This window comes from Comamonas testosteroni (assembly GCF_030505195.1).
Classification (GTDB): domain Bacteria; phylum Pseudomonadota; class Gammaproteobacteria; order Burkholderiales; family Burkholderiaceae_C; genus Comamonas; species Comamonas testosteroni_G.
In genome coordinates this window covers 1,382,984-1,408,724 of the sequence record NZ_CP129672.1, presented here as the reverse complement: position 1 = coordinate 1,408,724, position 25,741 = coordinate 1,382,984, and the positions used below count along the sequence as shown (strand labels likewise).

The window sequence follows — 25,741 nt, the reverse complement described above, 5'->3', positions numbered from 1 at the left end:
ATGGGTTTGTTGAGTCTTTCTATCTGGGTGCCGATTGCTTTTGGCACCCTCCTGCTGGCCTTCAGCAAAGAAGGGCAGGCCAACGCGGTGCGCTGGCTGGCACTGATCGGTGCGCTGATCGGTTTTGCGGTGACCATTCCTCTGGTCACCGGCTTCGACACCACGACTGCCAATATGCAGTTTGTGGAGAACGCGCTCTGGATCGAGCGCTTCAACATCCACTACCACCTGGGCGTGGATGGCATCTCCATGTGGTTTGTGCCGCTGACGGCCTTCATCACCGTCATCGTGGTGATCGCCTCCTGGACCAGCATCACCGAGCGCGTTAACCAGTACATGGCCGCTTTCCTGATCCTGTCGGGTCTGATGATCGGTGTGTTCGCGTCTCTGGACGGCATGCTGTTCTACGTGTTCTTCGAAGCGACTCTGATCCCGATGTATCTGATCATCGGTATCTGGGGTGGTCCGAACAAGATCTACGCAGCCTTCAAGTTCTTCCTGTACACCTTGATGGGCTCGCTGCTCACGCTGGTCGCCCTGATCTATCTGTACACCCAGTCGGGCGGCAGCTTCGAGATCCTGGACTGGCACAAGCTGCCCCTGTCCGGTACCGCACAGACGCTGATCTTCTTCGCCTTCTTCGCCGCTTTTGCGGTGAAGGTGCCCATGTTCCCGGTCCACACCTGGCTGCCCGACGTTCACGTTGAAGCGCCTACCGGCGGTTCCGCCGTGCTGGCCGCCATCATGCTGAAGCTGGGTGCCTATGGTTTCCTGCGCTTCTCTTTGCCCATTGCTCCCGATGCGGCGCATGAGTGGTCGGGCCTGATGATCACGCTGTCGCTGATTGCCGTGATCTACGTGGGCGTGGTGGCTCTGGTGCAAAAGGACATGAAGAAGCTGGTGGCTTATTCGTCCGTGGCTCACATGGGCTTTGTGACCCTGGGCTTCTTCATGTTCAACAACCTGGGCATCTCCGGTGGCCTGGTGCAGATGATTGCCCACGGTTTCGTGTCCGGTGCCATGTTCCTGTGCATCGGCGTGCTGTACGACCGCGTTCACTCGCGCGAAATCGCCGCTTACGGCGGTGTGGTCAACACCATGCCCAAGTTCGCTGCCTTTGCCCTGCTGTTCGCCATGGCCAACTGCGGCCTGCCTGCCACAGCCGGTTTTGTCGGCGAGTGGATGGTGATCCTGGGTGCCGTGCAATACAACTTCTGGATTGGTCTGGGCGCTGCAACCGCTCTGATCTTCGGCGCTGCCTACACCCTGTGGATGTACAAGCGCGTGTACCTGGGTGCAGTGGCCAACGACCATGTGGCTGAGCTCAAGGACATCAACTGCCGCGAATTCCTGGTGCTTGGCCTGTTGGCCGCGGCCGTGCTGGTCATGGGTCTGTATCCCAAGCCCTTCACCGATGTGATGGATGTGTCTGTGGCAGAGCTCATCAAGCATGTGGCTGTGAGCAAGCTCAACTGACCAGACTGAAACGAGAGACACGAGATGATTGACAACATCAGCTGGCTGGCGATCTACCCGGAGATCACACTCCTGGTCATGGCCTGCGTCATTGCCTTGGTGGACCTGGGCGTCAAGAGCGCCCGTCGCACCGGCACCTATGTTCTGACCATGCTCACCCTGCTTGTCGTGGCGGTGATGCAAGGCATGTACGCCGCAAGCGGCAACACCTTCTACGGCTGGGGCAACATGGTTGTCTCGGACGCCATGGGCAACTGGCTCAAGTGCTTTGCCACTATCGCCGTGATGATCACCATGGTCTATGGCCGCCCTTATGCGGCCGAGCGCGACATGCTGCGCGGCGGTGAGTTCTTCACACTGTCCATGCTGGCCCTGCTGGGCATGTTCATCATGATCAGCGGCAACAACTTCCTGGTTCTGTATCTGGGCCTGGAGTTGCTGACCCTGTCCAGCTATGCGCTGGTGGCTCTGCGCCGCGACCACACCGTGTCCGTCGAAGCCGCCATGAAGTACTTCGTTCTGGGTGCCATGGCTTCCGGCTTCCTGCTGTACGGCATGTCCATGCTCTACGGCGCTACCGGTTCGCTGGATGTCGGACAAGTCTTCAAGGCCATCAATTCCGGTGAAATCAAGCACCAGGTGCTGGTCTTCGGTCTGGTCTTCGTGGTCGCCGGTCTGGCCTTCAAGCTGGGTGTGGTTCCCTTCCACATGTGGGTGCCCGACGTTTACCAGGGTGCACCTACCGCCATCACCGCCTTGATCGGCGGCGCGCCCAAGCTGGCTGCCTTTGCCATGACCATCCGCCTGCTGGTGGACGGCCTGCTGCCGCTGGCCATCGACTGGCAGCAGATGCTGATGGTTCTGGCCGTCTGCTCGCTGCTCATCGGTAACCTGGCCGGTCTGCAGCAGACCAACCTCAAGCGCATGCTGGCTTACTCGACGATTTCCCAGATGGGCTTTGTGCTGCTGGGTCTGATGTCGGGTGTGGTGGATGGCAAGGTCGACCCTGCCACCGTCGAAAATGCCTACAGCTCGGCGATGTTCTACATCGTGACCTATGTGCTGACCGCCCTGGCTTCGTTCGGCGTGGTCCTGCTGCTGGCCCGTGAAGGCTTTGAAAGCGAAGAGATCTCCGATCTGGCCGGCCTGAACCAGCGCAGCCCGCTGTACGCCGGCGTGATGGCGATCTGCCTGTTCTCCATGGCCGGTATTCCTCCGCTGGTCGGCTTCTACGCCAAGCTGTCCGTGCTGCAGGCACTGGTCGCTTCGGGCAGCAGCCTGTACATCGGTCTGGCCGTGTTCGCCGTGATCATGTCGCTGATTGGTGCCTTCTATTACCTGCGCGTGGTCAAGGTCATGTACTTTGATGCTCCAATCACCGCTACCAGCGTGTCTGCTCCTCTGGATGTGCGCGTTGTGCTGACTATCAACGGTGCGCTGGTTCTGCTGCTGGGCATCTTGCCTGGCGGTCTGATGGCCTTGTGCGCTGACGCCGTTGTGCGTGCCCTGGCTTCCTGATAAGACGAATGTGATGAGGGCTCGATGCCCTCATCGCTTTTTCTAGGAATGGCTTTGTGTCTATAACCGCCTCTATCTGGCTCATCATCTTGGCTGCCCTTGTGGCAGCCAATTTGCCTTTTATCAACCAGCGTCTGGGCATTGTCGGCCCCGTCATGGCCGGTCGCAAGCCGCTGTGGGTGCGCCTGCTGGAAATGATTGCCCTGTATCTGCTGGTGGGTGGTCTGGGCTTGCTGCTGGAGCGCCGCGCCGGCCAGATATCTCCCCAAGGCTGGGAGTTCTATGCCATTACTGCTACGCTGTTTTTGACGCTGGCATTTCCCGGCTTCGTTTACCGCTATCTGGTTCACCGCAAGGGTTGAGTGGCGCCATGAAAGTGCTTGATCTTCACTGCCCTGCAGGCCATGTCTTCGAAGGCTGGTTTGCTTCGGAAGATGATTTTCAGAATCAGCTGCAGCGCAAGCTGGTGCAATGCCCTGTTTGCGGCGACAGCGATGTGACCAAGCGCTTGAGTGCTCCCCGTCTGAATCTGGGTGCCCAGCCACCCAAAGCTGCCCAGGTGTCGCAACCGGCCCCTGCCGCAGCGCCGGCACTTCCTGCGGCCAGCCCCGAAATCAGCGCCGAGGCGCGCGCACATCTTCAGTCCATGCAGGCAGCGTGGATGCAGTGGTCGCGCAAGGTCGCGCAGAGCAGCGAGGATGTCGGCAAGAAATTTGCCGAAGAGGCGCGCCGCATTCACTACGGCGAAACCGAGGAACGCGCCATTCGCGGTCAGACCAGTGCCCGGGAGGCCATGGAGCTGATCGAAGAGGGCATTGGCGTTCTGCCCCTGGCCTTGCCCGAGTCGTCGGCCAGCGGCGAAGGCGGCAGCGGCAGCCTGCAATAAGACAACCCAGTCTCCGATCGGAGATCTGCGGCCTCAGTTCAGTTGCTGATAGACCGCGTTGGCCAGAGCCTGCAGGCGCTCGCGTGGCAAGGAGGCGCTCAAGGCATAGCCTTGCCGGCCGTCGATCCAGTAGAAACCATGGCTTGCACCGTCGCTGCTCCATTCAAAGGAGGCGGGTGCGGAGGTGGCCGCCGTCTCGGGACTGAGCACCGAGACATACAGGGTGACGCGCTGGCCGGCCTGATCCTCGTACATGAACTGGGCGCGGGCCTGGCCGCTCTCTCCGGGCAGCAGCCGCCCGCCCATGAGATGAAAGCCCTGGGCCTCCAGCACCGGGGGCTTGAGCGCAACGCCCAGCCGCTTGGACAGCCACTGCACCAGATGCGCCTGCTGCTGCGCCGCGACCTCGACGGGGTGGCGCTGCTCGGGCACATAGACGGCATGGGCGGCCGCCGCCTCGCGCACAAAGCCCGGCAATTGAGCGGCCGTGTCGGCCTGGTGCGAGGCGGATTTTTGCTGGCCTGCGCCATAGCCTAGACCCAGGCCCAGACCCAGGCCCACGCTGAGCATGAGGCCGGCGGCCAGCGCATGCGGCCAGCGCCACTGCAGTGCTGGCTTTTGCAGCGATCGCATGAGCCGGGGCGGCACCGGCTCATCGAGCAGTTGCGCATGCAGAGCCTGAAGGCCTGCGTTCTGCGCCTGGATGGCGGCCATGCGCGCTGCCTCTTCGGGATGCTCGGCCAGCCATTGCGCCACGGCCGCAGCGGCATCGGGCTGCAACTCTCCATCCACCCAGGCATGCAGCGTGGTTTCATCGGGGCGCTGGCGTGTCATTGCACTTTCCTTCATTTGACAGCCCTCAACACGGTCGTCGCGGGTCTTTCTCCTTCCATGAGGCGCCTGAGCTGCTCGCGGGCGCGCGAGAGGCGCGACATCACCGTTCCCACGGGCACGCCCAGCATTTGCGCGGCTTCGCCATAGCTGAACTGCTCCATGCCGATCAGCAGCAGCACCTCGCGTGCCTGCGGCGTGAGATGGGACAGGGCGCGCTCCAGATCCAGCTGCAGCGCCAGTCTGGGCATGGGGTCGTGGGGCGTGTCCTGGGCCTCGTCAAGCGCCACCATGCGATGCCGCGACGACTGCTGCCACTGATTGGCGTAGAGGTTGTGCATCAAGGTCAGCAGCCAGCTGAGCAAGGCCTTTTGCACCTGCTCGACCGAGGCGGCGGCCGGCGGCTGCCACAAGTCCCACTTCTGGCAGGCGCGCTCCAGGGTGTCCTGCACCAGATCGTCTGCCAGCGCGGCATCGCCCGCCAGCGCACGCGCATAGCGGCGCAGGCGGGGAATATGGACCAGGGCGGCGTCGACCTTCACTCAAGGCTTGGCGACATGCCAGCTATTGTTGAGGAAGCCGTCACCCGTCATGTCGCCGGGCTTGGCATCCTTGGCCCAGTGATAGAGGGGGCGGCCCTTGTAAGCCCATTGCTTGCTGCCGTCGTCGCGCATCACCACGCTCCAGTCGCCGATCGGCGCAGCATTCGCGGGGGCCATCAAAGGCGGCCAGTTGGTGGCGCAGCCGCCGTTGCAGACGCTTTTGCCGGAGCCTGCTGCATCCTTGTCAAAGACATAAAGCGTCATCTGGGTCGGACCTACCAGCACGCCGTTGAGGGTGGTGGCAGGGGATTTGGCCGAAGTGACCGAGCCGGTCGAGCAGGCAGCCAGCAGGGCGGCGGAAGCTAACGTCAGAGAAGCGATGCGAAACATAAAGTCTCTCCTTGTGGTTGACCTGCAGTAAACAGTTCTGCAAGGGGTTTTATTCCATGCGTTTTCACGACGGAACTCAAGAGCAGCGCGGCAGCTCTTGCAGGCATGGGCTCAGGCATCGATGGATAAATAATTTAATAGCTGCTATCGCTTACTGAGTATGTATTTGAAATATAAAAATGCCTGAAAATGTTATATATAAAGCGGAGTAAGCTCTTGAATTAATAGCGATATGGCCGCTCTTTGTCGCCCTTGGTTTTTAAGGGCGACAAATGGCAAGCATATTTGCGGGCATTGGGCTAGTAACCTAGTTACTTCAGTGGGAATTGAGGGGCTCAGGGTTTACGACATCAGGGCCAATCTGGGGAGCGCTGTGCGATGGGGACATATTTCGCCCAGTCTTATTAATATTGATAGCGCAATATGTATAAGGCATAAGCTTTATAGAGATTTCGAACTGGATGCTGGACATTCCTGCGGATGCCGCTATCTCTGGTGCGACTTGCAGATGCGATGAGTTTGAAGTTTGCAATTACTTATGTTGTTGCTATTTGTTTTCCAGGGGATTAGGGAAAGCATACGTCCGGCAGCTCTCCATTCCTAGGAGTTTCCCGCTGCGGCACTGCAGCATGAAAGACCAAGATGCCGCTCAGGCAGAGGAAGCACAGCAAGTTGCGCTCCTCTTTGTTTTGCAGCATTCAGGACTGACGGCCAGCGCATGAGCGACCTTATTCTCGAAACCAGGCAACTCACCAAAGAGTTCAAAGGCTTTACCGCGGTCAGCAAGGTGGATCTGGCCGTGCAGCGTGGCTCCATTCACGCGCTGATCGGACCCAATGGTGCGGGCAAGACCACTTGCTTCAATCTGCTGACCAAGTTTCTGGAGCCCACTTCCGGGAGCATTCAGTTCAACGGGGTGGACATTACCCGCGAGGCGCCGGCGCAGATTGCGCGGCGTGGCGTGATTCGCTCGTTTCAGATTTCCGCCGTCTTTCCGCACTGCACCTTGCTGGAGAACGTGCGCATCGGCCTGCAGCGCAAGCTGGGCACGGCCTACCAGTTCTGGACCAGCGAAAAAACGCTCAACCAGCTCAATGACCGCGCCATGGAGTTGCTGACCGAAGTCGGTCTGCAGGATCTGGCCGACGAGGTGACCGTGAACCTGCCCTATGGTCGCAAGCGCGCCCTGGAGATCGCCACCACGCTGGCCATGGAGCCCGAGCTGATGCTGCTGGACGAACCCACGCAGGGCATGGGCCACGAGGATGTGGACCGCGTGACGCAGCTCATCAAGAAGGTCTCTGCCGGTCGCACCATTTTGATGGTGGAGCACAACATGAAGGTGATCGCCACCATCGCCGATCGCATCACCGTGCTGCAGCGAGGCGCCGTTCTGGCCGAAGGGCGCTACGAAGAGGTTTCGCGCAATCCGCAGGTGATGGAAGCCTATATGGGGACCACGGACGGGCAACTGCAGGGGGTGCATTGAAGGCTCCCCCTGTGCCGCTCACGCGGCTTCCCCCTGAGGGGGACAACACCATCGCTGCGGGGCGGCCCTTGCCTGGTGTTTCTGACTTGGGTTCGTGCCAGTTTTGAGATCAGATGAACAATGAATAAGACAAGTACTCCGGCGCTGGAAATTTCGGGACTCAATGCCTGGTATGGCGAATCCCATGTGCTGCACGGCATGGATCTGGTGGTCAATCCCGGCGAGGTGGTGACCCTGCTGGGCCGCAATGGCGCGGGGCGCACTTCCACGCTGCGCGCCATCATGGGGCTGACCGGCTCGCGCAAGGGCTCGATCAGGATCAACGGCGTGGAAACCATTCACATGCCTACGCACAAGATCGCCCACCTGGGCGTGGGCTACTGCCCCGAGGAGCGCGGCATTTTCTCCAGCCTGTCCTGCGAGGAGAACCTGATGCTGCCGCCGCCGCTCAAGACCGGTCAGCCGGGCATGAGCATCGACGAGATCTACCAGATGTTCCCCAACCTCTATGAGCGCAGGAACAGCCAGGGCACACGCCTGTCGGGCGGCGAGCAGCAGATGCTGGCCGTGGCGCGCATCCTGCGCACGGGCGCGCGCCTGTTGCTGCTCGACGAGATCTCCGAAGGTCTGGCCCCCGTCATCGTCCAGACCCTGGCTCGCATGATCACCACGCTGCGCGAGAAGGGCTACACCGTGGTGATGGTGGAGCAGAACTTCCGCTTTGCCGCGCCGCTGGCCGACCGCTTCTATGTGGTCGAGCATGGCCATGTCGCCTTGCGCTTCGGAGCCAGCGAACTGGACGAGAAGATGTCCGTGCTCAACGAGCTGCTGGGTGTCTGAGCCTGCAAGCAATTCCCATTCGTTCACAACAAAGACCCAACCCGTGGAGATAAAGATGAAAGCAAAACTGAGCGTTCTCTCGTGCATGCTGGCCGTGGCCGGTCTGTCCAGCCCTCTGGCCCAGGCCCAGGAAAAGGTGAAGATCGGCTTTGTCACCGATATGTCCAGCCTGTACGCCGACGTGGAGGGCAAGAACGGTGCGGTCGCCATGCAGATGGCGATTGACGACTTCGGTGGCAAGGCCCTGGGCCAGCCCATCGAGCTGGTCAGCGCAGACCACCAGAACAAGGCCGACATCGCTGCCTCCAAGGTGCGCGAATGGATTGATACGCAGGGCATCTCGATGGTCTTCAGCGGCACCAATTCCGGCACGGCACTGGCGGTGTCCCAGATCGCCAACGAGAAAAAGCGCGTTCACTTCAACAGCGGCGCGGGTTCTTCCGCGCTGACCAACGAGCAGTGCAACCCCTATACCGTGCACTACGCCTACGACACCGTGGCCCTGGCCAAGGGCACCGGCGGTGCGGTGGTGGATCGCGGCGGCAAGGACTGGTTCTTCCTGACGGCGGACTATGCGTTCGGCCAGGCACTGGAGGCCGACACCACCAAGGTCATCAACGCCAAGGGCGGCAAGGTGCTGGGCTCGGTCAAGCACCCGCTCAATGCCTCGGACTTCTCGTCCTTCCTGCTGCAGGCGCAAAGCTCCAAGGCCCATATCCTGGGTCTGGCCAATGCGGGCGGCGACACCATCAATGCCATCAAGGCCGCCAAGGAGTTCGGCATCAACAAGACCATGAAGACCGCCGGTCTGCTGGTCTTTCTGACCGACATCCACAGCCTGGGCCTGAAGAACACCGAAGGCCTGCTGCACACCACCAGCTGGTACTGGGACATGAACGACGAATCGCGCAAGTTCGCCAACAAGTTCTTTGCCAAGACCAAGCGCATGCCTACCGATGTGCAGGCCGCCGACTACTCGGCCGTGATGAACTACCTCAAGGCCGTGGAGGCGGTGAAGACCACCAATGCCGACAAGGTGATGGCCCACCTCAAGAGCACGCCCATCAACGACTTCTACGGCAAGGGCGTGATCCGTCCCGACGGCACGTTCGCCCACGATATGTATCTGGTCGAAGCCAAGAAGCCCAGCGAATCCACCAAGCCCTGGGACTACCTCAAGGTGCTGACCAAGTTGCCTGCCGAGACGGTCTGGACCACCAAGGCCGAAACCAAGTGCGCGCTCTGGAAGTAATGGCACTACCGGTTTGATGCACACCTCACCCTCACCAGCGTATCTCTCATGGAAATCTTCGGCGTTTCATTGCCCGGCCTGATGAGCCAGCTCCTTCTGGGGCTGGTCAACGGTTCGTTCTACGCAATTCTGAGTCTGGGCCTGGCCGTGATCTTCGGCCTGCTCAATGTCATCAACTTTGCGCATGGCGCCCTGTTCATGCTGGGGGCCATGTGCACCTGGATGGCCATGAGCTATTTCGGCATCAACTACTGGGTGATGCTGATCCTGTCGCCGGTGCTGGTGGGGATTCTGGGGGTGTTGATCGAGCGCTTTTTGCTGCGCTGGATCTACAAGCTCGATCATCTCTACGGCCTGCTGCTGACGCTGGGGCTGTCGCTGCTGATCGAGGGGGTGTTCCGCTCCGTCTACGGCGTCTCGGGCCTGGGCTATGACACGCCCGAGCTGCTCGAAGGCGCGACCAATCTGGGCTTCATGATCCTGCCCAATTACCGTGCCTGGGTGGTCGTGGCTTCCATCGTGGTGTGCGTGGCAACCTGGTTTGTGATCGAGAAGACGCGCATCGGCGCCTATCTGCGTGCCGGCACCGAAAACCCGCGCCTGGTCGAGGCGTTCGGCGTCAACGTGCCCGTGATGATCACGCTGACCTATGCCTTCGGTGCCGCGCTGGCAGCTTTTGCCGGCGTGCTGGCCGCTCCCGTCTACCAGGTCACGCCGCTGATGGGGCAGAACCTCATCATCGTGGTGTTTGCCGTGGTGGTGATTGGCGGCATGGGCTCCATCATGGGCTCGATCCTCACAGGTCTGGCGCTGGGCGTCATCGAAGGGCTGACCAAGGTTTTCTGGCCCGAAGCATCGTCCACCGTCGTGTTTTTCATCATGGTCATTGTTTTGCTGATTCGCCCCGCTGGCTTGTTCGGTAAAGAAAAATAAGAGGGGCACGACATGAAATCCAAGACGCTTGTTCAACGCATTGCCCCCGTGGGCTATGGCCTGCTGCTGCTGGGCCTGATAGTTGCTCCCTTCCTCGGTGCCTATCCGGTCTTTGTCATGAAGCTGATGTGCTTCGCACTGTTTGCTTCGGCCTTCAATCTCCTGCTGGGCTATACGGGTCTGCTGTCCTTCGGCCACGCCGCGTTTCTGGGCGGTGCGGCCTATGTGGCGGGCTACAGCATCAAGGCCTGGGGCTTCACGCCCGAAGTCGGCATGTTGCTGGGCACGGTGATCGGCGGTCTGCTGGGCCTGATCTTTGGCTGGCTGGCCATCCGTCGCCAGGGCATTTATTTCTCCATGATCACGCTGGCGCTGGCACAGATGCTGTTCTTTGTCGCGCTGCAGGCCAAGTTCACCGGCGGCGAAGACGGCCTGCAGGGCGTGCCGCGCGGCAAATTGTTCGGCGTGATCGATCTGAGCAGCGACCTGGTCATGTACTACGTGGCGCTGATCATCGTGGCGGCGGCTTTTCTGCTCATCGTGCGCACCATCCACTCGCCGTTCGGCCAGGTGCTCAAGGCCATCAAGGAAAACGAGCCGCGAGCCATCTCGCTGGGCTATGACGTCAACCGCTTCAAGCTGCTGGCCTTTGTCATCTCTGCGGCCCTGACGGGTCTGGCCGGTTCTCTGAAGACTCTGGTGCTGGGCTTTGCCACCTTGTCCGATGTGCACTGGACCACCTCCGGCCATGTGATTTTGATGACGCTGATGGGGGGGCTGGGCACGCTTTCCGGTCCGTTGCTGGGATCGGCGGTCGTGGTGGCACTGGAAAACAAGATCGGCGAGTTCGGTACCTTTCTTGCTCACACCACGGGAGTGGAATGGTTCGGCACGCTGGGCGAATCGGTGACCATCGTCACCGGCCTGATCTTTGTGCTCTGTGTGCTGCTGTTCCGCAAGGGCATCATGGGCGAGTTGATCGCCTGGCTGCTGCGTCGCAAATAAGGCGCTTCACTCTTGCTTCCAAGGCCGCATCTGCGGCCTTTTTTGATTGGGATCACTCCGGTCAGGGGTAGGAAGTTTCAGATATTTCTGAAATTACTGGTACACGTTTGCAAGCGATGGACTTTATTTCTCACAACAATGGACTTTTTTTCTCATTTCAAAAAATGCCTTGCCGTCGCCGGAGGCCGGTGCGCGCGCGGGCTCATACAGTTCGAGGTTCGATATGACACATCAGGAGCAGGCGCAGCCCTTGGCCGCGCGCATCTGGCTCTGGGTTCTGGGGGCGGCGCTGACGCTTGCCGGCCTGTTCTTCTTGATAGGCGGTGGCAAGCTCATCAGCCTGGGCGGCAGCTGGTACTTTTTGCTCGCCGGCCTGGGTCTGCTGCTGTCCGGCGTGCAAATGGTTCGCCGCCGCAGGAGCGGCGCATGGTTTTACCTGAGCACTTTCGGCGCGACCGTGCTGTGGGCGCTGGCCGAAGTCGGTCTGGATTACTGGAGCCTGATTTCGCGTCTGCTGGCGCTGACCTTTGCTGCCGTGGCGGTGCTCGCCAGCATGCCCTTGCTGCGCAAGGCCGGCGAGCCGGGCAAGGTGTCGTCGAGCAAAGCGCCATTTGCGGCAGCGGCGGTCATGCTGGTGGCCGGCATGGCGGCCTTTGTGTCCATGTTCCAGATTCACCCCGAGGTGCAGGCCCAGTCTGCCGTGGCACGCAAGCCCGTGGATGCGGCCAGCGAGCAAAAGGACTGGAGCCATTACGGCAACAGCAGCAACAATGACCGCTTTGCCGCGCTGGATCAGATCAACGTGGACAACGTGAACCAGCTGCAGGTAGCCTGGACTTTTCGTACCGGCGACGTACCCAAGTCCACAGGTGCCGGCGCTGAAGACCAGACCACGCCGCTGCAGGTGGGCGACAAGGTGTTTGTCTGCACGCCCAGCAACAACGTGATTGCGCTGGACGCCGACACCGGCAAGCAGTTGTGGCGTCATGACACCAACTCCCATGTGGGCGGTGTGTGGGAGCGCTGCCGAGGCCTTGCCTACTTTGATGCGGATGCCGCACTGGCTCAGCCCAGCGTGCCGGGATCGACTCCTGTGCAGGCGGTGAGCCTGCCTGCTGGCGCCACCTGCAAGCGCCGCATTCTGATGAACACCATCGATGCGCGTCTGTTTGCCATCAACGCAGACAACGGCGAGCTGTGCGGCGAGTTTGGCGATCACGGCGTGGTCGACCTCAAGCAGGGCATTGGCAATGTCCCCAATCCCGCCTACTACACCCTGACATCGGCCCCCACGGTGGCCGGCACCACGGTGGTGATCGGAGGCCGCGTGGCCGACAACGTGCAGGTGGACATGCCCGGTGGCGTGATCCGCGGCTTTGATGTGGTGAGCGGTGCACAGCGCTGGGCGTTCGACTCCGGCTCGGCCACGCCCAATGAAGTGCTCAAGCCCGGCCAGACCTACACCCGCTCATCGGCCAATGTCTGGGCGGGAACGACCTACGACGCAAGCTCCAACACCGTCTACCTGCCCATGGGTTCTGCCTCGGTGGACCTGTATGGCGCCACGCGCTCTGCAGCGGACCTGAAGTACGGTGCTTCCATCCTCGCGCTGGATGCCGCCACGGGCAAGGAGAAATGGGTGTACCAGACAGTGCACAACGACCTGTGGGACTTCGACCTTCCCATGGCTCCCACGCTGATCGATTTCCCCGGGCAGGATGGCAAGACGACCCCGGCGCTGGTGGTCGGCACCAAGGCCGGTCAGATCTTCGTGCTGGACCGCCACAGCGGCAAGCCGCTGACCAAGGTGGAGGACATTGCCGTCAAGCCCGCTCATATTCCCGGCGAAAAGTACGCTCCGACCCAGCCTTTGTCCGTGGGCATGCCGCAGATCGGCACCAAGACCTTGACCGAAGCCGATATGTGGGGCGCAACGCCGGTGGATCAGCTGATCTGCCGCATCAAGTTCAAGTCCATGCGCTATGAAGGCCTGTTCACCGCGCCTGGTACCGATGTGTCGCTGAGCTTCCCGGGTTCGCTGGGCGGCATGAACTGGGGCGGTCTGTCTGCGGATCCAGGCAACAATCTGATCTTTGTGAACGACATGCGTCTGGGCCTGTGGGTGCAGATGATGCCCCAGCAGAAAAAGGACAAGCTGTCCGACGGTGGTGAAGCGCCCAACACCGGCATGGGTCAGGTGCCGCTGGGCGGCACTCCCTATGCGGTGATCAAGGACCGTTTCATGTCGCCTCTGGGCATTCCTTGCCAGAAGCCTCCATTCGGTACGCTGACTGCCATCGACATGAAGACCCAGCAAGTGGTCTGGCAGGTGCCCGTGGGCACGGTGCAGGACCAGGGACCCATGGGCATCAAGATGCGCATGCCCATGCCTGTTGGCCTGCCCACACTGGGCGGCACGCTGGCGACCCAGGGCGGTCTGGTGTTCTTTGCCGGCACGCAGGATTACTATCTGCGCGCCTGGGATAGCGCCACCGGCAAGGAAATCTGGAAGGGCCGCCTGCCAGTCGGCAGCCAGGGCGGCCCCATGACTTACAAGTCGCCCAGAACCGGCAAGCAATATGTGGTCATCTCGGCCGGCGGTGCCCGTCAGTCGCCCGACCGCGGCGACTACGTGATTGCCTACGCGCTGCCCGATAGCGTCAAATAAGCACGGATGCATTGAACCGACCAGCCATGGCTCGCAAGAGCCATGGCTTTTTTCATTGCCGGGCAGCCCCAGGATGAAAAGCGTCCTTCTTGGAGGGGCAGCAACCACACGCAGTGGGAAGCGTGGTGGGCTTTTTTCATGTCTGCGCTGCGTGTTACGCTGGCGCGCTTGAGTCAATGGAGATGTGGTTGTGAGCGAGCAGCAAGGTCTTGAAAATTCATGGGGCCAGCAGCCTTCGGCAGACGAGGCATCGGCCGATATGCGCCGAGCCCTGCTAGACGCGGGCAAGACCGAGTTTGCCAATTTCGGCTATGACGGAGCACGGCTGGAGCGCATTGCCGCCAAGGCGGGCTGCGCCAAGCGCATGCTCTACTACTACTTCGGCAACAAGAAAGACGTGTATCTGGCGGTCATCGAGCAGAGCTACTCGGATATCCGCGAGTCCGAGGAGCAGCTCAATCTCGATGCGCTGGAGCCCTTGCAGGCGCTGCATGCGCTGGCGCAAAAGAGCTTCGAGTATCACGAGCAGAACCAGGAGTTCACGCGACTGGTGCTGCAGGAGAATTTCCAGGGCGGCGAGATGCTGGGTCAGATATCCAAGACCGAATTGCTGCGCAAGGCGGCGCTGGAGCCGATCGAGCGCATCGTGCAGCGCGGCGTGGCGCAGGGCCTGTTCAAGGATCAGCTGAACGCTGTCGATGTCCACTATCTGATTTCGGCCCTGTCCGGCTTCCGCGTGGATCATGCAGCGACCTGGCACAGCCTGCTGCAGGTCGACCTGTTGGGCGACAACCTGCGCGCGCGCCATCTGCAGCTGCTGCTCGCTCAGCTCAGTGCTCTGGTTTGCAAGGAGCGGGGCTGATCTAAAGCCTCAGCGCATTCGCATAGCCGGTCATTTCCAGGTAACCGCTGCCTACGCGGCGGCTTTTGCCGTCGGAGCCGATGTTGCGCAGCTCGCACAGACCCTCCCAGTAAATGGCGCCGGTGCTGGCGCGGCTGTCCAGTTCCTGGTCGTCCACCAGCGCATGAACCTCAAAACGGCCCGCCGGTGTCTGCACGCTCCAGGCCACAGGGTAACTGGCTTTGCTGTGCGGGCTGCTCCAGTGGCGCAGCGGTTTGAACCGTACCTGATCGGCTGCAAAGATTTGCGCGTTCTGGTTCGGCGCGCGAAATGAACCACCGGCCCACAGTGCCGAGCCATTGCGTTGGCGCAGATGAAAGGCCGTGAGGGCGCTGCCGTCATCGAGGTTCATGCCAATCCAGTCCCAGCCTTGGGCCTCTGGGTCCATGATGGCCGCGCTGCATTCATGGTCCAGCCAGGCGCGGTTGTGCGCGCTGGCTTGCACAGGCAGTTTTTGCCCGTCCACGGTGATGGAGCCGCCGACCTTGAGCTGAGGCTGGCTGTAGTAGTAGCTGGCCTGTTCCTCACGCGGGCCTTTGCGTGAAAGACCATTCAAGCCCTGCAGCAGCAATGGCTGCGTGCTGTCAAATTCAAGATCCAGTGTGAAGTCCTGGCTGCTGAGCAAAGCGCCGTAGCGGCTGGCTTCGCTGGCGCTTCGTCCTGGTACGGGTCGACGCTGGAGATACCAGTCGTTGAGATGCACATCGGTATCGTTTTCGCTGGCTCCGGCCAGGCCCAGTCCCGCGCGCGCCATGCGCTGGTCGTGGCGCAGCTTTTGGCCCTCGACATCGCACAGGGCCGCATGGGCGAAGATCAGCTGCTTGGCCGCGAGCGCCGATTGCAGGCCTTGTGCGGCTTCGATGCGTGAGCGAAAGAACGTCAGCTGAAAGCCCCAGGGCTTGCCGCCGGCCTGCAACTGCCCGGTGATGTACCACCACTCGGTCTGCAGATCAGGGTGGCTGCCGAAGTCGCGAGGAAACTGCAAGGTTCTGGAGGGCAACGCCATGCCTGGCAGAGGCAGGCCCAGAGCCGCCCAGCCCAGACCGGCAGCAGCCAGCGTCTGCAGGGACTGCCTGCGTGACAGGGCCAGCAGTGCCGGTTGTTGAGGCGGGGAGGGCGTGGGCTGATAAGGCATCGCCCATTGTCGCCCAGCCGATCAGCGCAACGCCATGATCGCGAGGTGCTGCTTTGCGCCGCCTCAGCCTATATCGACCAGGGGAACGATCACCATCCAGCTGACCCCGAAGCGGTCGGTCACCACGCCAAAACGACGTGCGAAAAACGTGGTGTCCAGCGCCATCTGTACCTTGCCGCCCTGGCCGATGGCGGCAAAGATGCGGTCGGCCTCATTCTCGCTGGGCGCGGTGATGGACAGAGAAAAGCCTTTGAAGTCGGGCTTGCCGCCGTTCATGCCGTCAGATGCCATGATCTGCGTCTCGCCAATCTGGACATTGGCGTGCATGATTTTTTCGGGATCCATCTGGCCCGGGCCGCAGCCTTGCTGGGTCGATGGCTCGGGCTGCGGTGGAGCATCCTTGTAGCGCATCAGCATGGTGACCTCGGCGCCCAGAGCGGCCTGGTAGAAATCCAGAGCCTCTTCGCAGCGACCATCGAAAAAGAGATAGGGCTGGATTTGCATACGAACTCCTCGCAGCGGTGAAGATTTCATTGTGCGCTGCGCAATGGCGCAATCATGTGAAAAACGCTGATAGGGGTGCAGGTATAGCTACCAGTCCTCCTTGACGGCCAGCACCGCGTCGGCACTGGCGGCCCGGCTCCCGGCCAGCCATGCGGTAATGACGCCTGCCAGCACCACGGCCGCGCCCAGAGCCAGCAGGCGCAGCAGGGGCAGGCGCAGTTCCATGGTCCAGTGAAAGCTCTGCGGGTTGACCACATGCACGAGGATCACCGCCACGCCCAGCCCGAGCAGCGTGCCCGCGATGGTGCCCAGCATGGTCCAGGCCAGTCCCTCGGCGGCGACCACGCTCAGCACATTGCGCCGCGTCAGGCCCAGATGGGCCAGCAGCCCGAACTCCTTGCGCCTGGCCAGCACCTGGGCGCTGAAGCTGGCGGCAATGCCGAACAGGCCTATGCCTATGGCCACGGCCTGCAGCCAGTAGGTGACGGCAAAGCTGCGATCGAAAATGCGCAAGGAGCGCTCGCGCAGCGCCTGGCTGCTGACAAATTCCAGCGCCGGGGGCGGCTGCCCGGGCGTGCCGAGGGCCTGCTCTATCGCCGCTTGCAGATCGGTGCCAGACAGCTGGCTCGGGGACGCTGGCCAGACGGCGATCTCGCTGATCTGTGCCGCATTGCCAGCCTTGCCCACCAGCGCCAGATAGTCCTTCCAGTCCAGGGCCACGGCACCGAACTGACGCACATAGTCGCGCCACACGGATGCTATGTAGAAAGAATCCTCTGACGCTTGATGGTCCTGGGTTTGAAGGCTGAAAGCCTTGGACAGCAGTGGCCAGCTGTCACCGGGCTTCAAACCATAGAGCTGGGCCACGGCTTCGCTGATGTGCACAGGAATGCCCGGGCGGGCCTGGTGCAGCGGCCCCTGCACCCAGGGCAGCTGCATGGCCTGCTCACCTTGAAGAGGACGAATCAGCAGACTCAGGGCCGGGCGCTCTGGGCTGAGCACCAGTTGGCTGCTGCGCATGGCCTGGGCACGCGCTATGCCGGGCAACTGCTCCAGGCGCTGCGCCGCGTCGGCCGGCAGCAGGGCGGCATCGACGCGGCTGGAGCCGCCGGCGGCGCGCACATACATGGGCGCAGGCAACACGGCGTCCAGCCACTCCATCATGCTGCCGCGAAAGCTGGTGACCATCACCGTCAGCGCCACCGCCAGGCTCAGGCTGGTCACCACGCCGCCCACGGCCACGGTAGTGGCGTGGCGCATGCGCCGCGCGCGCTCCAGCGCCAGCATGGCCAGCGGCTGGCGCGAGAAGGCCTTGGGCACCAGTCCCAGCACCACACCCAGCAGCCAGGGCAGGGCTGCCATGCCGCCCAGCAACAGCAGGCCCACGGCCAGATAGGCCGCCAGCGGGACACCTGCCACCGGTGGCATAAAGGCCAGCACCAGGCTGGCTGCAAGCAGCGCCGCAGCGGGCCACAGGCGCGGCGCTCTCTCATGCGTGCTGCCCAGCCCCTTGAGCGTGGCCGCTGGCGGCAAATCCATGGCGGCACGTGCGGGCCACCAGGCGCCGGCCACCGTGGCGGCAAGGCCCAGCAGGCCAAATACCAGCGCCGCCACAGGACTCCAGTGCAGGGCAGGCTGCACGCCGGCAAAAAAGCCACCGCCCAGATCGCCGCCCAGCAACTGCAGCGCCAACCAGGCCAGCGCCGTGCCCAGCGCAATACCGGCCAGGCTGCCCAGCGTCCCCAGCGCCAGCGCTTCCAGCAGCACCAGCGCCATGCGCTGGCGTGGCGTGGCTCCCAGCACGGCCAGCAGCGCAAACTGCGGCGCGCGCTGTGCCACGCTGAGCGCCAGCACCGAGAACACCAGAAACGCTCCCGTGAACAAGGCCACCAGCGCCAGCACAGTGAGGTTGACGCGGTAGGCGCGCGACATCTCGCCCACGCGCTGCTGATCGTCGCTGGGCTGCTGGATCAGTATCTGCTCTTGCCAGGCCGCCACCGCGTGCAGGGCGGTGGCCACCTGGCTGCGGCTGGCGCTGTCGGTGAGCAAAAGGTCCAGCCGGTCGATGCGCTCAAACAGGCCGAGCTTCTGCTGCAGTGCGGCAATGTCCATGACCGCGACCGGTGCGCCGCTGGCGGCAACCGTGCCCGCAATGCGAAGTTGCTGGGCCTGGCCGTTGAGCAGCCATTGCATGGGGGCATTGACGGCTTGTTCAGGACTCAGTCGCAGGGCCTGCAAGGCGGCGGCATTGAGAAACACGGCGTCGGGTGCAAACAGATCCAGCCGGTCGCCGCCATCAAACAGGCGCGGCATCAAGGCCGGGGCGACAGGGGCGAGCTTGAGAGCATCGCTGCCGAGCACGCGCAAGCTCACGCCTTGCGCCGCCCCTTGCGCCGCCCCTTGCGTGCTGCGCGTCTGCGCGTCTGCAGTGCTGCCGGGCAGCAATACCGTGGTTTCGACCCAGGGCACGGCGCTGGCCACGCCCCGGACCTGCGCCACCTGGGGATAGAGCGCCAGCGGCAGGCCGCCCTGCATGGCGTGCAGCTGCAGATCGGGCTGGCCGTTGACGCTGCGCACCGCCCTGGAGAATTCGTCCAGCGCCGACTGGTTGATCACATGGACGGCAAAGCCCAGCGCCACGCCCAGCATGATGGCGATCAGCGCCGTGGCCGTGCGCCAGGGATGCTGGCGCAGCTCCTGCCAGGAAAAGCTGGTCAGCAGCAGAAGAAGCGGGGGGCGTGAAGTCACAGGCCTAGGGTGGTTTGCTGGGATGCGGATAGTTCGGCCTGCATGCCGCCTGCCGTCAGGCGCAGCACGCGGTCGGCTCGTCTGGCCGCTTCTGCGGAATGGGTGACCAGTACCAGCGCCGTGCCGTTGTCGCGGGTTTGCTGCAGCAGCAAATCCATGATCTGCTGGGCAGTGGACGGGTCGAGATTGCCCGTGGGCTCGTCGGCCAGCAGCAGAGGCGGTGAATGCACCAGGGCACGCGCAATGGCCACGCGCTGCAGCTGGCCTCCGCTGAGCTGCTGGGGCAGGCGCTGGCCCAGACCCGCGAGTCCCACGGCTTGCAGCACCTGCTGCACGCGCTGCTGACCCTCGCCATCCATGCGGCCCAGCAGCATCAGCGGCAGGGCGACGTTCTGCGCCACATCGAGATGGGGCAGGACATGAAAGGCCTGGAACACAAAGCCCAGATGCGCGCGCCGCCAGATGGCGCGCCGGGCTTCATCGAGCGTGGACAGATCCGTGCCGCTGTGCAGAACCCGGCCTTGCTGCCAGCTGTCCAGCCCGGCCAGGCAGTTGAGGAAGGTGGACTTGCCCACGCCGGAGTTGCCGACGATGGCGACAAATTCGCCGGCGGCTATCTCGCAGCTCACCTGCGCGAAGACCGTGGTCTGGGCCTCGCCCTCGCCATAGCGTTTGGCAAGGTCGCTGACCTGCAGCAGTGGGTGGGCGTGGGATGAGTGGGTGGCAGCCATGCAGCGATCTTAACGACGGGCGCTGCTGCGGCAGCTCTCTAGCTTGCGGCCTGCTGTGCTGCGTCAATAGCCGCCATGGCTGCATCCAGCAGCTGCTGCTGGGCGCCCGGCGCATCGCAGGCAATGGCATGGCGCTGGGGCATGGAGCGCAGCCAGGTGATCTGGCGCTTGGCCAGCTGGCGTGTGGAGGCGATGCCGCGCTCGCGCAGGCCTGCCATGTCCAGCGGTTTGCCGGGATCGGCTTCAAACGCTTGCAGCACTTCCCAGGCCTGGCGATAGCCCACGCAGCGCATCGAGGGCAGATCCAGATGCAGATCGCCGCGCGCCCGCAGGCTGCGCACTTCGTCGAGGAAGCCCTGCTCCAGCATCAGCTCAAAGCGCAGTGCAATGCGCTGGTGCAGCCAGGCTCGCTCTGCAGGCTCCAGCGAGAAAAGCGCGGCAAGTCCCATCTGTTCTGCGGGGCCCGCCTTGTTCTTGGTCGTGTGAAAGCTCGAAAGCGGTTTGCCGGAGACCTGCCAGACCTCCAGCGCGCGCTGGATGCGCTGGCTGTCGCCGGGGGCCAGGCGTGCGGCGGTGACGGGGTCCACCTCGGCCAGTCTGGCATGCATGGCGGGCCAGCCCAGCTCGGCGGCCTGTGCGTCCAGCATGGCGCGCACTTCGGGGTTGGCGGCGGGCATATCGTCCAGCCCGTCCATCAGCGCCTTGAAATACAGCATGGTGCCGCCCACCAGTAGAGGTATGGCGTTGCGCGCGCGGATTTCATCGACCAGCTTCTGCGTGTCGCGCACGAACTCGGCTGCGCTATAGGCCTGCAGCGGATCGATGATGTCGATGAGGTGATGCGGGACGGCGGCCAGCTCTGCCGCAGTGGGCTTGGCCGTGCCGATGTCCATGCCCTTGTAGACCAGGGCCGAATCCACGCTGATGATCTCGGCCTTCTGACCGCGTTGCGCCAGCCGCTCGGCCAGTGCCAGCGCTGCCGCAGTCTTGCCCGAGGCAGTGGGGCCGGCAATGGCGATACAGGGCAGGGCGTGGGCAGCAGTCATGGGGCGAAATCCGTACAGGTCAAAGCACAAGAACCAATGGCCGTCGGTCATTGGTTCTTGCTGGTTGTCAAGGATAACGCAGCCTGCCGCCTTGCGGCAGCGGCGGGACTTAGTGAGCTGCCTAGCCCTGGATCAGTCGTGCCGGCACATAGCGGTCGGCCTGAATATCGGGCGAGAGGCCGTGGCTGTAGTTTTCGGCCGTGATGGGCAGCAACTGCTCGTTCCACTGCTCCCATTGCCTGCGCAGTCCGGCAAAGATCTCGGGTTGATGCTCCTTGAGATTGGCGCGTTCGCGGGCGTCCTCCTCCACATTGAACAAAAACTCGTTGTCGTTGATCTTGAGGTATTTCCACGGGCCCTGGCGCACGGCGCGCTGGGTCTGTGATTTGTAGCGCCAGAACAGGCTGCGCTCGGTGGGGGCCGCATTGCCCTCCAGGATGGGCAGGATGTTCTGGCCGTCGCTGGGAAAGTCCGGGTGCGGCCTGGCACCGGCAGCGGCCAGCAGCGTGGGCAGCCAGTCAAAGGAGGCGGTGACCTGTTCCTGGACCTGGGGGCGGATGCGGGCGCTCCAGCGCAGCAGCGTGGGCACGCGGATGCCGCCTTCCAGCAGCTCGGTCTTCTGGCCGGTGAAAGGCCAGGTCTTGGAAAAGCGCTCGCCGCCGTTGTCGCTGGTGAAGATGACAATGGTGTTGTCGGCCTGGCCGCTGTCATCAAGCGCCTGCAGCACCTGGCCCACGGCCTTGTCCAGCGCCTCGACGATTTCGCCGTATTTCTTCAGACTGCCGCCGTCGTAGTGAAACAGATCCTTGATGCTGTGCGCGACATGCTCGTCCTCGGGCCCTTCCCAGGGCCAGTGCGGCGCCGTGAAGTGCAGCGACAGGAAAAAAGGCTTGTCCTGACCCTTGCGCTCATGCACATAGCGCGTGGCTTCATCCCCCAGGATGTAGGTGTAGTAGCCCGTGCGCTGCACAGGCTCGTTGCCTTGCCACAGATCGGGGCTGAACTGTTCGCCCACGCCGGGCTTGTGCGTGAAGTAGTCGATGGCACCGCTGTGGTTGCCGAAGAAGTAGTCGTAGCCGCTGCGCTGCGGGCCATAGGAGGGCGGCTTGCCCAGATGCCATTTGCCGATCAATGCCGTGTCGTAGCCGGCCTGTTTGAGCAGCGATGGCAGCGTGGGGTGATCGGCCGGCAGGCCGAGTTGCGCGCCATGGCGTGCCAGCGGCTCTTCGAGCCCGGCCTGCAGCCGGTACTGATAGCGCCCGGTGATCAGCGCAATGCGTGTGGCCGAGCAGACGGCCGAGTTGGCATAGGCCTGATTGAAGCGCACGCCCTGGGCGGCGAGCCGGTCCAGATGCGGGGTCTTGAAATCGGTGGCGCCATAGACGCCTAGGTCGGCCCAGCCCAGATCGTCGGCGAGGATGAAAACGATGTTCGGTGCGGTCATGAGTTCTTCGCCCTGCTTATTCGATGACAAAGCCGGAGTTGCTGATCACGGGACGCCATTTGGCGACTTCGGCCACGCGCAACTGCTCCAGCGCCTGCGGAGTGCGCGGGTCGGGCTGCAGGGACAGCTCCGCCCATTTGGGCTGCAGCTTGGGGTCCAGCAGCGCATGGTTGACGGCGCGGTTGACCGCGGCAATGGCTTCGGGCGAAGTGCCTTTGCGTGCCCACAGGCTGTACCAGCCGCTGCCCGTGGCCTTGGGGTAGCCGGCTTCGGCAAAGGTCGGCACATCGGGCAGTTCGCGACCGCGCTGGCTGCCGAAAGTGCCCAGAATGCGCACCTTGCCTTCCTTGTGCAGCGGAGCGAGCTCGCTGGTGGTCTGGATGGCGGAGGCCAGCTGGCCGCTGATCAGATCCGTCATCATGGTCGGGCCGCCCTTGTAGGGCACATGCACGATGTTGACACCGGCCGCTTCGCCCAGCAGCAGACCGAAGAAATGCGGCAGGCTGCCCACGGCGGGGCTGCCGAAGTTGGCTTTGTCGGGGTTGGCCTTGAGCCAGGCCACATATTCCTGAATATTGCGCGCCGGGTGCCTGGCGGGGACGGCCAGACCGAACTGGAAATGCGCGAGCAGACCCACGGGGGAGAAGTCGCGAGCTGGATCGTAGCCAGGCTTTTTGTAGACGATCTGCGATAGCACCGGGGTGATCAGCGGCGCGATCAGATAGGTGCTGCCGTCGCTGGGGGCGTTGAGCAGCGTCTGTGCGGCAATCTGGCCGTTGGCGCCAGGCTTGTTGTCCACCACCACATAGTGGCTCTTGCCCAGTTGTGCGGCGATGCTTTCGGCCAGCACGCGTGCCAGCAGATCGATGCCGCCGCCTGCGCCAAAGCCCACCAGAATGCGGCTGGCCTGAGGAACGGCGGAGATCTCGGCGGCCTTGGCCAGAGAGCTTAAAGAGAAGCCGGCAGAGCTGGCGGCGAGCAGCGATTGCTGCAGAAAGGAGCGGCGGGAATGCATGGCTGGAGATCACAAAAAGTGCGGCGCGTTGGCCAGTCCAGGCATTCTCAAAAAAACTCTATAAAAAGAAAAATAATAAAAATTGGTTTTTAAATAACCTAATCATCTTATTTCAAATCATGATTTGCTGATGCCAAAACGCTGCACCAGCGTCCATGCCGTGATGGCCGTGCAGGCCGACCAGAACCAGATGCCGAAGGCCAGCGGCATGGTGGAGTCCCCATCCAGATTCAGTCCCAGCCAAAGTCCCATGGCAAAAGCCATGAGCATCATCACCAGGCCGTTGATGGCCGAGGCCGTACCCGCAGCCTGGGGGAAGGGCGCGATGGCATTGCTTTGTCCGCAGGGCATGTGAATGCCGTGGGCGATCTGGTAGAGGCAAAAAGGCAGGGCATAGGCCCAGATGCTGCGCAGATCGAACAGGGCCGCCAGGCCCATGATGGAGCCCGCCGTCAGCGACAGCACTCCTGCCACGGCCACGGTGCGCTGCACGCTCATGCTGCGCAGCAGGCGGCGGCAGGCAAAGGTGCCGGCGATGTAGCACAGCGCATTGCCGCCCAGCATCAGCCCGAAGTGCGTGCGCTCCATATGCAGCACGTTGATATAGGTGAACGCAGAGGCCGCCAGATTGGTGAACAGCCCTGCATAGCTGAAGCAGGTCAGCAGGTTGTAGGCCTGGAACATGGGGTTGCGCACAATGCGCGACCAGGTGCGCAGCAGATTGCCCGCTTGCAGTGCCTCGGGGGTGCGCTGGGGAAGCGACTCCCTGAAGCGCAGCATCACCAGCAGCCAGGCCAGGCTGCCCATGAAGGCCTGGGCCAGCATGGTGGAGCGCCAGCCCAGCCAGCCCACGAGCAAGCCGCCGCTGATGGGGGCCAGAAAGGCCAGCACGCCCAGAACCGTCAGCGCCTTGGACATGACTTGCGCGCCCCTATGCGGTGCGTAGAGATCGCGCACCACGGCACGAGCGCATACCACACCGGCTCCCAGGGCTGCGCCTTGCAGGCTGCGCAAGGCAATCAAGGACTCCATGCTCTGGGCGCTGGCGCAGCCCAGCGCTGCGATCACATAGCCGCTGATGCCCAGCAGCAAGACCGGGCGGCGGCCCAGCCTGTCCGACAGCGGGCCCCAGAGAATCTGTGAGCAGCCAAAGGCCAGCAAAAAGCCGGTCAGTGTCAGCTGGGCCTGCGAGATAGGGGCGCCAAAGTCTTGCCACAGCTGTGGCAGGGCGGGCAGATAGAGGTCGGTTGCCAGCGGCTGAAGACCCAGCAGCAGCCCTAGCGTGAGAATCACGAAGACTGCAGATTCAGGATCACTCTTCGCTTGCTCATCAAGGGAGTGAGTGGGATTGGGCTTTGATTTCAGGGCAGGCGGCGCAGACATAGCCAGACAGACTATCAGAACCTGCCCATTGATCCGTATGCTGACGAGACTGTCTGTAGCGATGCCGCTCAGCGCGGATTCAGGCCGAACAGCTCATGCAGGGCCTGGCGATACTGGGCCAGGGCCTTGGATTGGGTGTTGTGGTGGCTGGCACCTTCGACCAGGATCAGGCGCTTGGGCTCGCGCGCCGCATCGAACAGCTGCTGGCCCAGCCGGGCCGGAATCAGCGGATCGGCCGTGCCGTGCACGACCAGCAGCGGCGAGCCGATGTCCGCCACCCTGCCTACCGAGTTGAAGCGCTGCGTGATCAACCAGTTCACGGGCAGCCAGCCCCAGCGCATGGAGTCGAACACATCGGGAATGCTGGTGAAGGTGGACTCGACCAGCACCCCGCTTTCATCCTTGACGGAGCTGGCCAGATCGATAGCGACGGCACCGCCCAGCGAGTGGCCGAAGACATAGCGTGGCCTGCCTGCGGCCTGTCGGCCCAGCCAGTCCCAGGCGGCGCGCGCATCCTCGGCGGCCGAGGCCTGCGAGGGCAGGGCCGGGCTGCTCTTGCCAAAGCCGCGGTAGTCCACGGCCAGCACCGAAAAGCCCATGGCCTGCAGGCGTCGTATGCGTGGCGAGGAGCCAGCCACATTCCAGCGCGCACCATGCAGAAACAGCAGCAGCGGGGCACGAGCATCGCTGGATGGCATCCACAGGGCGTGCAGCCTGGCGGCGCTGCCGTCACGGCTGCGAAAGTCTATCCATCGCTCCTGCATGCCGGCCGTGTTGGCTCCGGGCCAGCTGCGGTCGCTGGGCTGAAAAATCCAGACCCGCTGCCTGGCATCGAGCTCGCGCATGCCCCAGCTCACAAGCGCCAGCAGCAAGGCCAGACCGAGTGCTGCCGCGATGCGGCGGGGGCTCCAGAAGCGTGAGGTCGTGGGCATGAGAAGGGGGCGGCGCAAGAGGGCGGCTGTCAAGTGCTGTGCAAGTATGGCTGTCTGACCCGGCCCCAGTCA

The 25,741-nt window shown here is 62.9% G+C and carries 23 protein-coding genes; 11 read left to right on the top strand and 12 right to left on the bottom strand.

What is annotated here, in order from left to right:
* From QYQ99_RS06460 to QYQ99_RS06445, 4 genes are read left to right on the top strand one after another with little or no spacing between them, the layout of a single operon-like run.
* A complete protein-coding gene (locus QYQ99_RS06460) occupies window positions 1-1,476 on the top strand; it encodes an NADH-quinone oxidoreductase subunit M (RefSeq protein ID WP_302091922.1) in 1,476 nt (491 codons plus the stop codon).
* 24 nt (window positions 1,477-1,500) lie between these two features.
* On the top strand, window positions 1,501-2,994 hold the full coding sequence (gene nuoN, locus QYQ99_RS06455) for an NADH-quinone oxidoreductase subunit NuoN (RefSeq protein WP_302091921.1): 1,494 nt from the start codon (window positions 1,501-1,503) through the stop codon (window positions 2,992-2,994).
* 56 nt (window positions 2,995-3,050) lie between these two features.
* Window positions 3,051-3,356, top strand: coding sequence for a DUF2818 family protein (locus tag QYQ99_RS06450; RefSeq protein ID WP_003057814.1), 306 nt, complete (start codon window positions 3,051-3,053; stop codon window positions 3,354-3,356).
* A gap of 8 nt (window positions 3,357-3,364) precedes the next feature.
* Entirely contained in the window at window positions 3,365-3,880 is a 516-nt protein-coding gene (locus QYQ99_RS06445) for a DUF1178 family protein (RefSeq protein ID WP_302091920.1), read from the top strand.
* Window positions 3,881-3,913: 33 nt separating this feature from the next.
* On the opposite strand, the gene QYQ99_RS06440 is transcribed toward QYQ99_RS06445, so the two are convergent.
* Genes QYQ99_RS06440 through QYQ99_RS06430 form a run of 3 tightly spaced genes read right to left on the bottom strand, consistent with a single transcriptional unit; the run spans window position 3,914 to window position 5,643 of the window.
* Window positions 3,914-4,714, bottom strand: a complete 801-nt coding sequence (locus QYQ99_RS06440; RefSeq protein WP_302091919.1) for an anti-sigma factor family protein — start codon at window positions 4,712-4,714, stop codon at window positions 3,914-3,916.
* Between the two features lie 11 nt (window positions 4,715-4,725).
* Window positions 4,726-5,253, bottom strand: coding sequence for an RNA polymerase sigma factor (locus tag QYQ99_RS06435; protein ID WP_053283575.1), 528 nt, complete (start codon window positions 5,251-5,253; stop codon window positions 4,726-4,728).
* Window positions 5,254-5,643, bottom strand: coding sequence for a COG4315 family predicted lipoprotein (locus QYQ99_RS06430; RefSeq protein ID WP_087084761.1), 390 nt, complete (start codon window positions 5,641-5,643; stop codon window positions 5,254-5,256).
* Window positions 5,644-6,361: 718 nt separating this feature from the next.
* Between QYQ99_RS06430 and QYQ99_RS06425 the strand changes: the two genes are divergently transcribed.
* The 7 genes from QYQ99_RS06425 to QYQ99_RS06395 all read left to right on the top strand — a co-directional run bounded on the left by QYQ99_RS06425 (window position 6,362) and on the right by QYQ99_RS06395 (window position 14,692).
* The gene (locus QYQ99_RS06425; protein WP_302091918.1) at window positions 6,362-7,132 is read left to right on the top strand and encodes an ABC transporter ATP-binding protein; all 771 of its coding nucleotides are present in this window, start codon (window positions 6,362-6,364) and stop codon (window positions 7,130-7,132) included.
* Window positions 7,133-7,252: 120 nt separating this feature from the next.
* Window positions 7,253-7,972 (top strand): ABC transporter ATP-binding protein, encoded by a 720-nt coding sequence (locus QYQ99_RS06420; RefSeq protein ID WP_003057808.1) that lies wholly within the window; start codon window positions 7,253-7,255, stop codon window positions 7,970-7,972.
* 55 nt (window positions 7,973-8,027) lie between these two features.
* Entirely contained in the window at window positions 8,028-9,224 is a 1,197-nt protein-coding gene (locus QYQ99_RS06415; RefSeq protein ID WP_003064413.1) for an ABC transporter substrate-binding protein, read from the top strand.
* A gap of 48 nt (window positions 9,225-9,272) precedes the next feature.
* Entirely contained in the window at window positions 9,273-10,157 is an 885-nt protein-coding gene (locus QYQ99_RS06410; RefSeq protein WP_003057801.1) for a branched-chain amino acid ABC transporter permease, read from the top strand.
* Between the two features lie 12 nt (window positions 10,158-10,169).
* Window positions 10,170-11,162 carry a branched-chain amino acid ABC transporter permease gene (locus tag QYQ99_RS06405; RefSeq protein WP_302091917.1) on the top strand — a complete coding sequence of 331 codons (993 nt, stop codon included), beginning with the start codon at window positions 10,170-10,172 and terminating at the stop codon, window positions 11,160-11,162.
* A gap of 223 nt (window positions 11,163-11,385) precedes the next feature.
* Window positions 11,386-13,830 carry a membrane-bound PQQ-dependent dehydrogenase, glucose/quinate/shikimate family gene (locus tag QYQ99_RS06400; protein WP_302091916.1) on the top strand — a complete coding sequence of 815 codons (2,445 nt, stop codon included), beginning with the start codon at window positions 11,386-11,388 and terminating at the stop codon, window positions 13,828-13,830.
* A 190-nt stretch (window positions 13,831-14,020) separates the two neighbouring features.
* Window positions 14,021-14,692, top strand: coding sequence for a TetR/AcrR family transcriptional regulator (locus QYQ99_RS06395; RefSeq protein WP_302091915.1), 672 nt, complete (start codon window positions 14,021-14,023; stop codon window positions 14,690-14,692).
* 1 nt (window position 14,693) lies between these two features.
* Here the strand turns inward: QYQ99_RS06395 and QYQ99_RS06390 are convergent, their stop codons facing one another.
* From QYQ99_RS06390 to QYQ99_RS06350, 9 genes are all read right to left on the bottom strand, one after another.
* The gene (locus QYQ99_RS06390) at window positions 14,694-15,866 is read right to left on the bottom strand and encodes a carotenoid 1,2-hydratase (protein WP_302091914.1); all 1,173 of its coding nucleotides are present in this window, start codon (window positions 15,864-15,866) and stop codon (window positions 14,694-14,696) included.
* Between the two features lie 63 nt (window positions 15,867-15,929).
* The gene (locus QYQ99_RS06385; protein WP_003057786.1) at window positions 15,930-16,370 is read right to left on the bottom strand and encodes a VOC family protein; all 441 of its coding nucleotides are present in this window, start codon (window positions 16,368-16,370) and stop codon (window positions 15,930-15,932) included.
* 87 nt (window positions 16,371-16,457) lie between these two features.
* Window positions 16,458-19,118: an FtsX-like permease family protein gene (locus QYQ99_RS06380; RefSeq protein WP_302091913.1), complete on the bottom strand. Its 2,661-nt coding sequence runs from the start codon at window positions 19,116-19,118 to the stop codon at window positions 16,458-16,460.
* Window positions 19,115-19,849 (bottom strand): ABC transporter ATP-binding protein, encoded by a 735-nt coding sequence (locus QYQ99_RS06375; RefSeq protein WP_302091912.1) that lies wholly within the window; start codon window positions 19,847-19,849, stop codon window positions 19,115-19,117. The genes QYQ99_RS06380 and QYQ99_RS06375 overlap by 4 nt, the downstream gene beginning before the upstream one ends.
* Window positions 19,850-19,887: 38 nt before the next feature.
* The gene (gene miaA, locus QYQ99_RS06370; RefSeq protein ID WP_302091911.1) at window positions 19,888-20,895 is read right to left on the bottom strand and encodes a tRNA (adenosine(37)-N6)-dimethylallyltransferase MiaA; all 1,008 of its coding nucleotides are present in this window, start codon (window positions 20,893-20,895) and stop codon (window positions 19,888-19,890) included.
* A gap of 121 nt (window positions 20,896-21,016) precedes the next feature.
* Window positions 21,017-22,339, bottom strand: a complete 1,323-nt coding sequence (locus QYQ99_RS06365; protein ID WP_302091910.1) for a sulfatase family protein — start codon at window positions 22,337-22,339, stop codon at window positions 21,017-21,019.
* Between the two features lie 16 nt (window positions 22,340-22,355).
* Window positions 22,356-23,354: a tripartite tricarboxylate transporter substrate-binding protein gene (locus tag QYQ99_RS06360; protein WP_302091909.1), complete on the bottom strand. Its 999-nt coding sequence runs from the start codon at window positions 23,352-23,354 to the stop codon at window positions 22,356-22,358.
* Between the two features lie 117 nt (window positions 23,355-23,471).
* Window positions 23,472-24,647 (bottom strand): multidrug effflux MFS transporter, encoded by a 1,176-nt coding sequence (locus tag QYQ99_RS06355; RefSeq protein ID WP_302091908.1) that lies wholly within the window; start codon window positions 24,645-24,647, stop codon window positions 23,472-23,474.
* A 158-nt stretch (window positions 24,648-24,805) separates the two neighbouring features.
* Window positions 24,806-25,669: an alpha/beta hydrolase gene (locus QYQ99_RS06350; protein WP_302091907.1), complete on the bottom strand. Its 864-nt coding sequence runs from the start codon at window positions 25,667-25,669 to the stop codon at window positions 24,806-24,808.
* Window positions 25,670-25,741: the final 72 nt, after the last annotated feature.

Coding starts and splice junctions, on each gene's coding strand:
- QYQ99_RS06460 (WP_302091922.1), top strand. CDS start 1: ATGGGTTTGTTGAGTCTTTCTATCTGGGTGCCGATTGCTTTTGGCACC.
- nuoN (WP_302091921.1), top strand. CDS start 1,501: ATGATTGACAACATCAGCTGGCTGGCGATCTACCCGGAGATCACACTC.
- QYQ99_RS06445 (WP_302091920.1), top strand. CDS start 3,365: ATGAAAGTGCTTGATCTTCACTGCCCTGCAGGCCATGTCTTCGAAGGC.
- QYQ99_RS06440 (WP_302091919.1), bottom strand. CDS start 4,714: ATGACACGCCAGCGCCCCGATGAAACCACGCTGCATGCCTGGGTGGAT.
- QYQ99_RS06430 (WP_087084761.1), bottom strand. CDS start 5,643: ATGTTTCGCATCGCTTCTCTGACGTTAGCTTCCGCCGCCCTGCTGGCT.
- QYQ99_RS06425 (WP_302091918.1), top strand. CDS start 6,362: ATGAGCGACCTTATTCTCGAAACCAGGCAACTCACCAAAGAGTTCAAA.
- QYQ99_RS06420 (WP_003057808.1), top strand. CDS start 7,253: ATGAATAAGACAAGTACTCCGGCGCTGGAAATTTCGGGACTCAATGCC.
- QYQ99_RS06415 (WP_003064413.1), top strand. CDS start 8,028: ATGAAAGCAAAACTGAGCGTTCTCTCGTGCATGCTGGCCGTGGCCGGT.
- QYQ99_RS06410 (WP_003057801.1), top strand. CDS start 9,273: ATGGAAATCTTCGGCGTTTCATTGCCCGGCCTGATGAGCCAGCTCCTT.
- QYQ99_RS06405 (WP_302091917.1), top strand. CDS start 10,170: ATGAAATCCAAGACGCTTGTTCAACGCATTGCCCCCGTGGGCTATGGC.
- QYQ99_RS06400 (WP_302091916.1), top strand. CDS start 11,386: ATGACACATCAGGAGCAGGCGCAGCCCTTGGCCGCGCGCATCTGGCTC.
- QYQ99_RS06390 (WP_302091914.1), bottom strand. CDS start 15,866: ATGCCTTATCAGCCCACGCCCTCCCCGCCTCAACAACCGGCACTGCTG.
- QYQ99_RS06385 (WP_003057786.1), bottom strand. CDS start 16,370: ATGCAAATCCAGCCCTATCTCTTTTTCGATGGTCGCTGCGAAGAGGCT.
- QYQ99_RS06375 (WP_302091912.1), bottom strand. CDS start 19,849: ATGGCTGCCACCCACTCATCCCACGCCCACCCACTGCTGCAGGTCAGC.
- miaA (WP_302091911.1), bottom strand. CDS start 20,895: ATGACTGCTGCCCACGCCCTGCCCTGTATCGCCATTGCCGGCCCCACT.
- QYQ99_RS06365 (WP_302091910.1), bottom strand. CDS start 22,339: ATGACCGCACCGAACATCGTTTTCATCCTCGCCGACGATCTGGGCTGG.
- QYQ99_RS06360 (WP_302091909.1), bottom strand. CDS start 23,354: ATGCATTCCCGCCGCTCCTTTCTGCAGCAATCGCTGCTCGCCGCCAGC.
- QYQ99_RS06350 (WP_302091907.1), bottom strand. CDS start 25,669: ATGCCCACGACCTCACGCTTCTGGAGCCCCCGCCGCATCGCGGCAGCA.